This window comes from Sphingopyxis sp. H115, from assembly GCF_001468465.1.
Classification (GTDB): domain Bacteria; phylum Pseudomonadota; class Alphaproteobacteria; order Sphingomonadales; family Sphingomonadaceae; genus Sphingopyxis.
Genome location: NZ_LNSA01000041.1, coordinates 7,501 through 21,007, shown reverse-complemented (window position 1 = coordinate 21,007; position 13,507 = coordinate 7,501). Strand labels below are relative to the sequence as shown.

10 protein-coding genes, 1 tRNA gene and 2 rRNA genes are annotated in these 13,507 nt (G+C 62.2%); 3 read left to right on the top strand and 10 right to left on the bottom strand.

Going from position 1 to position 13,507, the window contains the following annotated elements; all coding sequences use genetic code 11:
- Window positions 1–696: a YqaA family protein gene (locus ATE71_RS19870; RefSeq protein ID WP_058805072.1), complete on the top strand. Its 696-nt coding sequence runs from the start codon at window positions 1–3 to the stop codon at window positions 694–696.
- Between the two features lie 75 nt (window positions 697–771).
- Here ATE71_RS19870 and ATE71_RS19865 read toward each other — a convergent pair whose 3' ends face one another.
- From ATE71_RS19865 to ATE71_RS19835, 7 genes are all read right to left on the bottom strand, one after another.
- Window positions 772–1,317 (bottom strand): VOC family protein, encoded by a 546-nt coding sequence (locus ATE71_RS19865; RefSeq protein ID WP_058805071.1) that lies wholly within the window; start codon window positions 1,315–1,317, stop codon window positions 772–774.
- Entirely contained in the window at window positions 1,314–2,417 is a 1,104-nt protein-coding gene (gene hppD, locus ATE71_RS19860) for a 4-hydroxyphenylpyruvate dioxygenase (RefSeq protein WP_058805070.1), read from the bottom strand. The genes ATE71_RS19865 and hppD overlap by 4 nt, the downstream gene beginning before the upstream one ends.
- A 136-nt stretch (window positions 2,418–2,553) precedes the next feature.
- Window positions 2,554–3,015 carry a hypothetical protein gene (locus tag ATE71_RS19855; RefSeq protein WP_152998862.1) on the bottom strand — a complete coding sequence of 154 codons (462 nt, stop codon included), beginning with the start codon at window positions 3,013–3,015 and terminating at the stop codon, window positions 2,554–2,556.
- A gap of 99 nt (window positions 3,016–3,114) precedes the next feature.
- A complete protein-coding gene (locus tag ATE71_RS19850) occupies window positions 3,115–5,010 on the bottom strand; it encodes an ATP-binding cassette domain-containing protein (protein WP_058805068.1) in 1,896 nt (631 codons plus the stop codon).
- Window positions 5,011–5,061: 51 nt separating this feature from the next.
- A complete protein-coding gene (locus ATE71_RS19845) occupies window positions 5,062–6,612 on the bottom strand; it encodes a DHA2 family efflux MFS transporter permease subunit (RefSeq protein WP_058805067.1) in 1,551 nt (516 codons plus the stop codon).
- Between the two features lies 1 nt (window position 6,613).
- Window positions 6,614–7,762 (bottom strand): HlyD family efflux transporter periplasmic adaptor subunit, encoded by a 1,149-nt coding sequence (locus tag ATE71_RS19840; protein WP_058805066.1) that lies wholly within the window; start codon window positions 7,760–7,762, stop codon window positions 6,614–6,616.
- Window positions 7,762–9,189, bottom strand: coding sequence for an efflux transporter outer membrane subunit (locus ATE71_RS19835; protein WP_058805065.1), 1,428 nt, complete (start codon window positions 9,187–9,189; stop codon window positions 7,762–7,764). The genes ATE71_RS19840 and ATE71_RS19835 overlap by 1 nt, the downstream gene beginning before the upstream one ends.
- A 65-nt stretch (window positions 9,190–9,254) precedes the next feature.
- Here ATE71_RS19835 and ATE71_RS19830 point away from each other — a divergent pair, with 65 nt between their 5' ends.
- Both ATE71_RS19830 and ATE71_RS19825 read left to right on the top strand, forming a co-directional pair.
- Entirely contained in the window at window positions 9,255–9,893 is a 639-nt protein-coding gene (locus ATE71_RS19830) for a TetR/AcrR family transcriptional regulator (protein ID WP_235588087.1), read from the top strand.
- A gap of 73 nt (window positions 9,894–9,966) precedes the next feature.
- The gene (locus tag ATE71_RS19825) at window positions 9,967–10,149 is read left to right on the top strand and encodes a hypothetical protein (protein WP_058805064.1); all 183 of its coding nucleotides are present in this window, start codon (window positions 9,967–9,969) and stop codon (window positions 10,147–10,149) included.
- Between the two features lie 72 nt (window positions 10,150–10,221).
- Here ATE71_RS19825 and ATE71_RS19820 read toward each other — a convergent pair.
- From ATE71_RS19820 to ATE71_RS19810, 3 genes are all read right to left on the bottom strand, one after another.
- Window positions 10,222–10,298, bottom strand: a tRNA-Met gene (locus ATE71_RS19820).
- Between the two features lie 110 nt (window positions 10,299–10,408).
- Window positions 10,409–10,523: ribosomal RNA gene (rrf, locus tag ATE71_RS19815) — 5S ribosomal RNA — on the bottom strand.
- Between the two features lie 118 nt (window positions 10,524–10,641).
- Window positions 10,642–13,432 (bottom strand): 23S ribosomal RNA (locus ATE71_RS19810).
- Between the last annotated feature and the right edge of the window lie 75 nt (window positions 13,433–13,507).

Genomic DNA, 13,507 nt, shown 5'->3' with positions numbered 1-13,507 from the left:
ATGGCCATCCATATCGATCCGACCGCGCGCCCGACCGCCCGCAGCCTCCTCGCCCATCTCTATAATTGGACGATCGCCAAGGCGTCGCACCGTCATGCCGAGTGGTGGCTGTTTGCGATCGCCTTTGTCGAATCGAGCTTCTTCCCGATTCCGCCACACCCGGTGCTCGGGTTGATGTGCCTCGCCCAACCGAAGCGCGCGGTACGCTATGCCGCGATCTGCACCCTCGGGTCGGTGCTCGGCGGGCTGTTCGGCTACGCGATCGGATATTTCCTCTATGAAAGCATCGGGCTGTGGCTGCTCGGCGCGCTGCACCTGACCGACAAATTCCCGGTCGCGGTCTGCTACCTCAACCAATATGATGCCGAGGCGATCATCATCGCGGGTGCCACGCCGATCCCGTTCAAGCTGATGACGCTGACGGCCGGATTCACGGGAATGGACCTTGCGACCTTCGTTGGCGCGAGCATCGTCGGCCGGGGCATGATCTTCATGGCGGTGGGGGTGCTGTTCCGCATATTCGGAGCGCCGATCAAGGCGTTTATCGAGAACTATCTGGGCATGGTCACGACCGCCTTCGTCGCGTTGCTGATCGGCGGCTTTGTCGTGATCGGGCTGTTATCCGGGGACAGCGAGAAAAGCGCCGATGCGTGCAGCCGTGCGACTTGGGAAAGCGTCGCGATGGATCGGAAGTAGCGCGGCGAGGCGGACCCCACCCCCCACGTATCGAGCGACGTCGCTCGACACGAACGGAAATAGGGGTGAGTTCGCCTATTCGTTCGCCGCCTGGTGCAACCAGTCGGCGTGGCGCGGCGCCTTCTTGGTCTGGCTCCATTCCTCGAGCATGAGCGGCGCAACACGCTTCAGTTCAGCATATTGCTCATCGGTGCCGATGTCGCACGCGAGTTCGACGCGGTGGCCGTTGGGGTCGAAGAAATAGATCGACTTGAAGATGCCGTGATGCGTCGGCCCGAGCACATCGATGCCGTTCGCGGTCAGATGTTCCTTCGCCGCGACCAGCTCGTCATAGCTGCCGACCTTGAACGCGAGGTGCTGGACCCACTTGGGCGTATTCTCGTCGCGGCCCATGTCGGGCTGGTTCGGCAGCTCGAAAAAGGCGAGGATGTTGCCGTTCCCCGCGTCGAGGAATACGTGCATATACGGGTCATACTCGCCGGTCGATGGAACATGATCCTCGGCAAAGGCGGTCGTATAGGTCATGCCGAGCATGCGCTCGTACCACTCGACCGTTTCCTTCGCATCCTTGCAGCGATAGGCGGCGTGGTGGACACCGCCCAATTTGATCGGGCTGGTCATTCGGCGGGCTCCTCGACGTTGAGCGCGCCGCGTCGAATCTGGTCCATCTCCATCGATTTGAAGAGCGCGGTGAAGTTGCCTTCGCCGAAACCCTCGTCCTTCTTGCGCTGGATGAACTCGAAGAAGACGGGACCGATGACTGTCTGGCCGAATATCTGGAGCAGCAGGCGCGGGTCGCCCTGCTCGGTCGAGCCATCGAGCAGGATGCCGCGCGACTGGAGCCCCTCGACCGACTCGCCGTGACCCGGCAGGCGCTCTTCGAGCATCTCGTAATAGGTTGCCGGCGGCGACGGCGCGAAGGGATTGCCGAGAGCGTTCAATTTGTCCCACGCAGCGTAGAGGTCGTCGCAGCTGAAAGCGATATGCTGGATGCCCTCGCCGTTATAGGCGCGCAGATATTCCTCGATCTGGCCCTTGCCGCCCGCGCCTTCCTCGTTGAGCGGAATACGGATCTTGCCGTCGGGCGCGGTCATCGCCTTCGAGGTGAGACCGGTATATTCGCCCTTGATGTCGAAATAGCGAATCTCGCGGAACCCCGCGATGCGCTCGTAAAAAGCCGCCCAATGCGCCATGCGGCCGCCATAGACATTGTGCGTCAGGTGATCGATCAGTTGCATGCCCGCGCCGACGGGGTGGCGATCGACGCCCTCTTCATAGATGAAGTCGATATCGTAGATGCTGAGGTCGTCGTCCCCATTCTTTCCTTCGTAGCGGTCGATCAGGTAGATGATCGAGCCGCCGATGCCGCGGATCGCGGGGAGGCGCAGCTCCATCGGGCCGGTCTTGACCTCGACCGGCTCGGCGCCGCGTTCGATCGCTTCGGCGTAGGCCTTGGCGGCGTCGCGCACGCGCCACCCCATGCCGCACGCCGACGGGCCGTGCTCGGCGGCGAAATAGGCCGCCGGCGATTTGGGTTCGTAATTGGCGATCAGGTTGATGCCGCCCTGCCGCCACAGTTCGACGTCTTTCGAGCGGTGCCGCGCGATGCGCGTGAAGCCCATGCGTTCGAAAACGGGTTCGAGCATACCCTTTTCAGGGGCCGAAAATTCGACGAATTCGAAGCCGTCGAGACCCAGCGGATTGTCGAACAGGTCGGCCATTTTACATTCCCCATATAGTTTCAATTGAAACTAGTATGATAGAATGCAGTGCGCGAGTCAATGCGGCTTACCCCACGGTATCGCCTGGTCGACACGGCGCATCGCACCTCGATGCCCCGCCAACTCGCCCGCCGCCCTATCCCGCCGTCCGTACCGCGATCTGATCGGGGCGTCCGATCCGGATCTGGATCTGGTAATAATATTTGTCAGTCGCCTTGCCGTCTTCATCGAAGAATCCGATTTTCACACGCTCGGCGACGCCGCGCACCACGACCACACGTCCCTTGAGCGCCTTTTCGGCGGCATCGAGTCCTTCACCGCCGGTCAATTCGGCCATCACTCGCGCTGGCATGGCGATGGTGAGACAATTGCGGTCGCGATAATCCGTTTCGGAATTGAGGTAATAGAAACCGCGTTGCTCGCCGACCGCCTTTACTTCCATTCGGAAAGTTCCGGCAATGGCCGCCTTGGGTGCGAGATACGAGGCATAGGTGACCGCTTCGACCGGCGAAATACAGTCGTCAGCACAGGTCACCGGCCGCGGGGCGGGCGTAAGCGGGGGCACGAAGACGGCCGGCTCGGCAAAAAACATCAGCAACGCGGCAAATGACACAGGATTATGACCCCTCGCGATTCGGGTGTGAGCGAAGGCCTTTGTTGCGGTAAGGACGGGGCAAGGCAATGGCTGTGATGCGGCTCAGGCCGCCGCTTCTTCGATCGCCTCCAGCGCTTCCATCCACTCCGCCTCGGCCACCTCCAACTCGGCGGCGAGTTTGCCGCGGCGCTGTGAAAGCGCGCCCATCGTCAGCTTCGCGAGCGCGGGGTCGGCGCTGGCGGGATCGAACATTGCGCGGTCGATCGCGCTGATCTGCTGCGCGAGCTTTCCGGCCTTCGCCTCCAGCTCCTTCGCGCTTTTGCGCAGCGCTGCCTGCGCTTCGCGCGCCCGGGCCGCCTCCTGCCGCGCGGTTTTCGCATCCTTGGGCTTCGCCGCGCCCTTCGCATCGTCGTTCGCGGCCGAGCCTTTGCCTGTTCCCTGGCCGAGGATGAAGGCGACATAATCGTCCATGCTGCCGTCGAATTCGCGCGCGGTGCCGCCATCGACGAGCACCAGCCGGTCGGCGGTGAGTTCGAGCATATGGCGGTCGTGGCTGACGATCAGCACCGCGCCGTCGAAGCCGTTCAGCGCCTGCACCAGCGCCTCGCGCGCATCGACGTCGAGGTGGTTAGTCGGCTCGTCGAGGATCAGCAGGTGGGGCGCGTCGCGCGTGATCAGCGCGAGCGCGAGCCGCGCGCGCTCGCCGCCCGACAGCTTGCCGACCTCGGTTGTCGCCTTGTTACCGGCGAAGCCGAAGCGCCCGAGCTGCGCACGCACCGCGCCCGGCGTCTTCCCCGTCATCACCCGTGTCATATGGCCCAAAGGCGTATCGCTGCCGTCGAGTTCCTCGACCTGATATTGAGTGAAATAACCGACGCGCATCTTGCCCGACGCCGCCATCGCGCCGTCCATCGGAGTCAGCTGCGCTGCGAGCAGGCGCGCGAGGGTGGTCTTGCCATTGCCGTTGCGGCCGAGCAGCGCGATGCGGTCGTCGGGATCGATGCGCAGGTTGAGGCGCGTCAGGATCGGTTCGCCCGGCGTGTAGCCGACGCTCGCGAGATCGAGCGTGATCAGCGGCGGCTTCAATTCGTCGGGGCTCGGAAAATCGAAGACGAGGCTGGGGTCTTCGGCGACCGCAGCGATCGGCTGCATCTTGGCGAGCTGCTTGGCGCGCGACTGCGCCTGTTTCGCGGTCGAGGCGCGCGCGCTGTTGCGCGCGACATAGTCCTGCAGCTTGGCGCGCTGTGCATCCTGCGCCGCTTTTGCGGCCGCGAGCTGGGCGATCCGCTCGGCGCGCTGGCGTTCGAAATCATTATAGCCGCCGGGGTAGAGCGTAACCTTCCCGCCCTCCAGGTGCAGGATATGGTCGACGACATTGTTGAGCAGGTCGCGCTCGTGGCTGATCACGACGAGTTGGCCGGGATAGGCGCGGAGGAAACTTTCGAGCCACATCGTCGCTTCGAGGTCGAGGTGGTTTGAGGGTTCGTCGAGCAGCAAGAGGTCGGGGTTCGAGAAGAGCAGCGCTGCGAGCGCGACACGCATCTTCCAGCCGCCCGAGAAGCTGTCGAGCGGGCGCCCCTGCATCTCTTCGTCGAAGCCAAGGCCGATCAGGATACGCGCAGCGCGCGCGGGCGCGGCATAGGCGTCGATCGCGATCAGCCGTTCGTGGATGTCGCCAAGCTTGTGCGGGTCCTGCTCGACCTCCGAAGCCGCGAGCAATTCGGCGCGTTCGGTGTCGGCTGCGAGCACGGTCTCGAACGGGGTCGCGCTACCACTCGGCGCTTCCTGCGCGATATAGCCGACGCGCGTCTTGCGCGGCATTTCGATGCCGCCCTCATCGGCTTCGAGCTGGCCGATCATCACCTTCATCAGCGTAGACTTGCCCGCGCCGTTGCGGCCGATCAGGCCGGTACGGCTTTTACCGGGCAGGCTCGCGGCCGCGCGGTCGAGGATGGTGCGCCCGCCGAGGCGGACGGTAAGGCCATTGATAGTCAACATGGCGGCGCGCCTAGCATGGCAAGGGCGCCGACCCAAGCCCCCGGCGCCGGGTCAGTGGGCGCCGCCCATCGACACTTGTTTGGGGCGCGGCGCGATCCACACGCTGACCGCGGCGATTACGAACACCACCGCAGCGGCTAGGAAGATATGAATCACCGCCAGTGTCGACGCCTGCACCTCGACCAACCGGTCGAGCAGCGCACGCGCTTGGTCGAGCGTCAGGCCAGCGCGTTCGAGCGAAGCCATGAAACCGCCCGAATCGTTGAGCGACGAGACCAGCTCCGACCGTGACGTTCGGCTGGCGTCGTCCCAAGCCGTCGTCGCGACCGCGGTGCCGATCGCGCCGCTCAATGTACGAAGGAAACTCATCAGTCCCGCGGCCGAGGTCTGATCCTTTGCCGGCACCGAACTTAGCACCAGCGCGGTCAGCCCGACGAAGAAAAAGGGCATGCCCATCCCCTGCAGCAAGTGCGGCAGCGCCAACGTCCAATAATCGACGTCGGCATTCCAGCTGGCGCGCAGGATCGACATCGCGGCCATCCACAAGATGCCCGCGCTGACGGTCAGGCGGATATCGAGCTTGCCCAGCGTTCCCGCCGCGATGGGTGAGAAAAGCACCGCGAAACAGCCGAGCCACGCGACGACATAGCCCGTCTCGGTCGCGGTATAGCCCGCAACCTGTTGCAGCCACAGCGGGGTAAGCACGACCTGTGCGAAAAAGGCGCCAAAGCCCAGCGACAGCGCGATCGTGCCAAAGGTGAAACCGCGGAAGCGGAAGATGCGCAGATTAACGATGGGGTTCGCGTCGGTCAGCTCCCAGATCACAAAGGCGGCAAAGCTGACCGCGGCCACGATCGCCAGCATCACGATCCACGCCGATCCGAACCAGTCATGCTCGCGCCCCGTGTCGAGCATGATCTGGAACGCGCCGACCGACACGACGAGCAGGACCAGCCCGACGACGTCGATCGGCAATTTGACGCGTTGCGTCTCGAAGGGCATGAGCAGGGTCGCGACGCCAAAGGCGCAAATCGCGACGACCGGCAGGTTGATGAAGAAGATCCAGTGCCAGCTCCAATTGTCGCTGATCAGCCCGCCGAGGATGGGCCCCAGGATCGGCGCCGTGGTCGTCGTCATCGCCCAGATGGCGAGCGCGATGCCGGCCTTTTCCTTTGGAAAGATGCGCAGCAGCAATATCTGCGACAGCGGCATCAGCGGCCCGCCCGACAGGCCCTGAAGGATGCGGAAAAGCACAAGCGCGTCGAGCGTCTGCGCGATGCCGCACAAAACCGAAAACAGCCCGAAACCAAAGATCGAATAAAGGAACCAGCGCACCGTTCCGAAGCGATAGGCGAGCCAGCCGGTCAGCGGCACGCTGATCGCATCGGCGACCGCGTAGCTGGTGATCACCCACGTCCCCTGCGTCGGCGACACGGCGAGCCCGCCCGCGATATGCGGTACCGACACATTGGCGATCGTTGTGTCGAGCACGACAACAAAATTGGCGAGCGCCAGCGCAAAGGCGGCGACCAGCAGCCGGGCGCCGGTCAGCGGCTGCGGTTCGGCGGGGGACGCGGCGACGGGAACGGCGGCGGTGGCCATGTCAGTTCCCGCGCGTGTCGATCGTGGCCTCCATCGACAGACCGACGCGCAGCGGATGCGCCTTAAGCTCCTTCGGGTCAAGCGCGATGCGCACCGGCAGGCGCTGGACGACCTTCACCCAATTGCCGGTCGCATTCTGTGCCGGGATCAGCGAGAAGGCCGCGCCGGTGCCGCCGGCGATGCCGACGACTTTACCGCGATACACGACGTCGCCGCCATAATAGTCCGAGGTCAGTTCGACCGGCTGGCCGATGCGGATATCCTCGAACTGGCTTTCCTTGAAGTTGGCGTCGACATAGGCGGTCGCGATGGGCACGATCACCATGATCGGCGCGCCCGCAGCGATGCGCTGGCCAACCTGCACCTGCCGGTTGGTGACGATGCCATCGACCGGCGCGCGAAGCACCGTCCGCGCAAGGTCGAGCTTTGCCTTTTCAAGCCGCGCCTCCGCCGCCGCAACATCGGGTGCGGTGTCGATCGTCGTTCCGCGCACCACCGCTTCGGCGGCACCAAGATCGCCGCTTGCCGATCCGCGCGTCGCCTCGGCCGACGCGATGCCGGCGGCGGCAAGATCGCGCGCTGCGGTCGCCGACGCGAGCGCCGCGCGCGCCGCGGTCAATTCTTCGCCCGACACCGCGCCGGTGCCTGCGATGCTCTCGCGCCGCGCCAGTTCGGCGCGCGCGCGTTCGACGCTCGCATTGGCATCACGCAGCCGCGCGCGCGCCTGTGCGATGTCGGCGCCGCGTGCCGCAACGCGCGCGCGCGCGGCATCGGCGTTCGCGTCGGCCTGTCCGTAGCGCTGGCGCGCGAGGCGGAGCGCGGCCTCGGCGTCCGCGACCGCGATGCGCTGGTCGGCATCGTCAAGGATGACGAGGATATCGCCCTTTTTCACCGCCTGCGTGCCGGCGACGCGCACCTCCTTGACCGGGCCCGCGATCAGCGCAGTGACCTGCGCCGAATCTGCGCCGACATAGGCATTGTCGGTGTGGACGCGTCCAGCCTGCGTCAGGAAATACCAGAGCCCCCACAGGATCGCGACGGTCACCACGACGAGCGCGAGAATGCGCAGCAGCTTCGTGCGCCGGGCTCCATTGGTTTCGGGGGCGACTTCGGGAGTTTCGGTTTCGGCTGCAGCCGTTGTGTCGGCCATCATTCGTCTCCTGTTGGGTTGGCGGCCAAATATCCGCCGCCGAGCGCTCGGATCAGGGCGATGTCGAGGGAAAGCTGCCGCGCTTCGAGGTCGGCGACCGCGCGATCGAGCGCGACCATGCTGTCCTCGGCGGTGAGCTGGACGATCTGGTTCGACAGGCCGGCGCGATAGCGCAATCCGGCAAGCTTGGAGGCTTCGGCGGCGGCGGCCAGCGCTTCGCGGCGCCCGGCGAGCTGCCGTTCAGCCGCCGCGCGGCTGGCGACGATGTCGGCAACATCGCGGAGGGCGCCGACCAGCGTGCGGTCGTATATCGCGACCGCCGCGTCATAGTCTGCGCGCGCGCCGCGATAGCGGCCCTGAAGCCGCCCGCCTTCGAAGATCGGCAGGCTGATCGCGGCGCCGCCATTGCCATATTCGGAGCCCGACTCGAACAGGTTGGACAGGCCGAGCGATTGCAGCCCGACGAGCGCCGACAGGCTGATATTGGGATAAAAATCGACAAGCGCGACGTCGATTCGCTTTGCCGCTGCTTCGGATCGCAGCCGCGCCGCGACGATATCGGGACGCCGCCCGATCAGGTCGATCCCGGCATCAGTCGGCAGGCTGAGCGACGGGCGCGCCAACTGCGGCCGCGTGATCGCCAAGCCGCGATCGGGGCCGGCTCCGACGAGCGCGGCGATCCGGTTGCGCGTCGTCGCGATCGCTTCCTCAAGCGCGACGACATCCGCACGGGCCGATGCGGCACGGCTTTCCGCTTGCCGCTGGCTTGCCTGATTCTCGATTCCCGCGTGCGCGCGTTCGCCCGACAGGTTGGCGCTCGCGGTGCGGACACGCACCGCCTCGTTCGCGACGTCGAGCGCGTTATAATAGCCCGCGAGGTCGGCATAGGCCGCCGCGATTCCCGTGGTCAGCATCAGCCGCGCCTGCGCCTCGTCGACGCGCGCAGCCTCGGCCTCCGACGTCGCCGCGGCGAGCGCCGCGCGATTCTTGCCCCACAGGTCGAGATCGAAGCTGAAGGTCGCGGCGATATGGCCGGTTTCCTGAATGCCGTCGGGCACAAACTGCGGCGGAATGCCCATATTCCGGCTTTGCTGGACGCCGCCCGCGCTCGCCTCGGCCCCGACGCGCGGCAACAGCGCAGCGCCCGCCTGCTGCGCCAGAGCTTCGGCCGCACGAACGCGCGCCGCGGCGACCGCGACGTCGGGCGCCTCCCTGAGCCCCTCGGCGATCAGCGCGTCCAGCTGAGCGTCGCCGAAGCCTTGCCACCAGCCTTCGGCCGGCCAGCCCGCTTGCGTGCCGGCCAGCGACATGCGCGACTCGAGTGCGTCGGGCGTTATCGCGACCGGCTTGGGTCCAAGGTCCGGTACGCTTGCGCAGCCTGCCAAAAGGCTGAAAACAGCGGTTGTTACAAATAGTGATCGGGGCATGGCTTCCAACGATACTAGCTGGTATCATGGGCAGATGGACTTTGGAGGCTGCGTTGTCAATCGAAATGATACCAGATAGTACGCCTGTACTCGATGACGCTGCGGCGGCGCGGCGCAAAGCGTTCGTCGAGGCGGCGCGCGAGCTGTTCTTCGCCAACGGCTATGCCGGGACGACGATGTCGTCGATCGCAGCGAAGGTCGGCGGGTCAAAGACGACGCTCTGGACCTATTTCCCTTCGAAGGAGGAACTGTTCGAGGCCGTGGTCGACGATATCGTCGAACAATACGGCCAAATGCTTGCCATCGACCTGCCACTAGAGGAGCCCGTGACCGACGTGCTGCGGCGCTTTGGCACCCTGTTGATGACCAAGCTGACCGCGACACCGATCTTGTCGCTCTTTCGCCTCGTCGTCGGCGAAGCCGAACGCTTTCCGCACCTTGCGGAGACTTTCTACGAACGCGGGCCGCGCCGCGGAAAGGCACGCGCGGCCGCATGGATTGGTGAAAAGATGGTACGCGGCGAACTCAGGATGGGCGATCCGATGCGGGCCGTGCAGCAATTCACCGCTCTCTGCCAGTCGGGCCTTTATCAGTTCGCGATGCTCAATCTTCCCGAAGGCCACGAGCTCGACCGCATAGAAGAAGACGTCGATTTCGCGGTCGACACCTTTTATCGGGCGTGGAAGCCATCGAGCGCCGGATAGTGCCCGAGAAATCTGTCCGGAAACGGGACGAACTTGGCGATTTCGATTGGCTCGAACATGATATTATTACGCGATGGAGCCGATTCGCGACGCAATCTATTACGAGCAACTCGCGCGCGTAGCGCGATTGAAGGCCAGCGCGAGCGGGGATCCCTTCCTTGCGTTGCGGCTGCGCGAAGCCGCGATCAAGCACGAGCGAACCGCCCGGCGGATGCGGCGCGAAGCGTTGCTGCCCGGTGTGCCGTCTGCCGAATAGCGTCGTCAGACCGGCCGGCGGGTCAATGACGCAAATAAGCCCGCCACCTCTTCGAGATAGCGGGCTTTTTGTTGGTTGCGGGAGTAGGATTTGAACCTACGACCTTCAGGTTATGAGCCTGACGAGCTACCGGGCTGCTCCATCCCGCGTCAACCTGCTGCGATCACCGTTCGGGATCGCAAAAACAGCAAAAGGCCGGCATCGCTGCCGGCCTCTAACTTTGTGAATGGGTTTCTTTCGACCTTACGCCGGCCACAATGCCTGGCGACGTCCTACTCTTCCAACGCTTAAGCGGTAGTACCATCGGCGCTGTCAGGTTTCACGGCCGAGTTCGAGATGGGATCGGGTGGGTCACTGACGCCATGGTCACCAAGCAATGAAGCCGGCGTAGGGTCAAAAAGGGTATCAATCGATGTCCGTGCAATACTGCCTGATCAATCATCCGACATTCGCGGACAAACCCGTTCAGGCTTGTCGTTGATGGCGGGACTCTTAAGTGCGAATAGAGCAATTAGTATCGGTTAGCTCCACGCGTTACCGCGCTTCTACATCCGATCTATCAACGTGGTGGTCTTCCACGGCTCTAAGAAATCTTATCTTGAGGGAGGCTTCCCGCTTAGATGCTTTCAGCGGTTATCCCGTCCATACATAGCTACCCTGCTGCGCGGCTGGCGCCACGACAGGTACACCAGAGGTATGTTCAACCCGGTCCTCTCGTACTAGGGTCAACTCCTCTCAAATTTCGACGCCCACGGCAGATAGGGACCAAACTGTCTCACGACGTTCTGAACCCAGCTCACGTACCACTTTAATTGGCGAACAGCCAAACCCTTGGGACCTGCTCCAGCCCCAGGATGTGATGAGCCGACATCGAGGTGCCAAACGATTCCGTCGATATGAGCTCTTGGGAATCATCAGCCTGTTATCCCCGGCGTACCTTTTATCCGTTGAGCGATGGCCCTTCCACTCGGGACCACCGGATCACTATGACCGACTTTCGTCTCTGCTCGACTCGTCAGTCTCGCAGTCAGGCAGGCTTATGCCATTGCACTCTAACAGACGGTTTCCAACCGTCCTGAGCCTACCATCGCGCGCCTCCGTTACTCTTTAGGAGGCGACCGCCCCAGTCAAACTACCCGCCACAGAGGGTCCCTGATCCAGTTTCATGGATCGAGGTTAGACATCAGAAAACAACAGGGTGGTATTTCACCTATGGCTCCACACCGGCTGGCGCCAGTGCTTCAAAGCCTCCCACCTATGCTACACAGTTCTTTCCTAATGCCACTCTGAAGCTGCAGTAAAGGTGCACGGGGTCTTTCCGTCTAACCGCGGGTACTCCGCATCTTCACGGAGAATTCAATTTCGCTGAGCATCTCCTGGAGACAGTGGGGAAGTCGTTACGCCATTCGTGCAGGTCGGAACTTACCCGACAAGGAATTTCGCTACCTTAGGACCGTTATAGTTACGGCCGCCGTTTACCTGGGCTTCATTTCGGAGCTTGCACCCCTCCACTTAACCTTCAGGCACCGGGCAGGCGTCAGGCCCTATACGTCGTCTTGAAGCCGACTTAGCAGAGCCCTGTGTTTTTGCTAAACAGTCGCTACCCCCTGGCCTGTGCCCCCCACAAATGGTTGCCCAAATGTGGGGCCTCCTTCTTCCGAAGGTACGGAGGCAATTTGCCGAGTTCCTTCAGGAGACTTCTCTCAAGCGCCTTGGTATACTCTACCATCCCACCTGTGTCGGTTTAGGGTACGGTCTATAATGGAGGGGCTATTTCCTGGAACCTCTTCAAAGCCTGACCAATCCAATAAGGTCAGACAATTTACGAGATCCGTCACACACCTCCAGGCCCACGAATATTAACGTGGTTCCCATCGACTACCCCCTTCGGGCTCGTCTTAGGGGCCGGCTTACCCTGCTCAGATTAGCTTTAAGCAGGAACCCTTGGGATTTCGGCGAGAGGGCATCTCACCCTCTTTATCGCTACTCATGTCAGCATTCGCACTTCCGATACCTCCACGACCCATTACCAGATCGCTTCATCAGCCTACGGAACGCTCCGCTACCGCGTGTATTGCTACACACCCTAAGCTTCGGTGCACGTCTTGAGCCCCGTTACATTTTCGCCGCAGGAACCCTTATTTAGACCAGTGAGCTGTTACGCTTTCTTTAAAGGATGGCTGCTTCTAAGCCAACCTCCTGGTTGTTTTGGGATTCCCACATGCTTTCCCACTTAGACGTGACTTGGGGACCTTAGCTGTAGGTCAGGGCTGTTTCCCTTTTGACGACGGACCTTAGCACCCGCCGTCTGTCTGCCGGATATTACTCATGGGTATTCGGAGTTTGGTTAGAATTGGTAGATCTCGCGACCCCCGCATCCATCCAGTGCTCTACCCCCCATGGTATTCATCCGACGCTCTACCTCAATAGATTTCGCGGAGAACCAGCTATTTCCCGGTTTGATTGGCCTTTCACCCCTAAACACAACTCATCCGACAATTTTTCAACATTGAACGGTTCGGTCCTCCAGTGCGTGTTACCGCACCTTCAACCTGGTCATGCCTAGATCACCGGGTTTCGGGTCTAATGCAACAAACTCATTCGCCCTATTCAGACTCGCTTTCGCTGCGCCTACACCTAACGGCTTAAGCTTGCTTGTTACACTAAGTCACTGACCCATTATGCAAGAGGTACGCAGTCAGGCCTCAAGGGCCCTCCTACTGCTTGTAGGCGTTCGGTTTCAGGTACTGTTTCACTCCCCTCATCGGGGTGCTTTTCACCTTTCCCTCACGGTACTAGTTCACTATCGGTCATACAGGAGTACTTAGGCTTAGAGGGTGGTCCCCCTACGTTCAGACAGGGTTTCACGTGCCCCGCCCTACTCAAATCCTTCAACATCAGTTTCGCATACGGGACTGTCACCCGCTATGGTCACACTTTCCAGAGTGTTCTGCTACTTGAATTGAAGGCATTGGCCTGGTCCCGGTTCGCTCGCCACTACTACGGGAGTCTCTGTTGATGTCCTTTCCTCCGGGTACTGAGATGTTTCAGTTCCCCGGGTTCGCTTCACCAAAGCTATGTATTCACTTCGGTGATACCCTTCCCATTTAACCTTCGATGCCGACAAGTCGGCAGCGAAATTAAATGGTGAGGGTGGGTTTCCCCATTCGGAAATCGTTGGATCAAAGCTTGCTCACAGCTCCCCAACGCTTATCGCAGCGTGCCACGTCCTTCATCGCCTCTGTATGCCAAGGCATTCACCAAACGCCCTTACCTCACACTTGAGAGTCCACACCACCAACGACAAGCCTGAAGCCTGACGCAAATGATGCGGATGATTGTTTTCATTCTCAGCCAG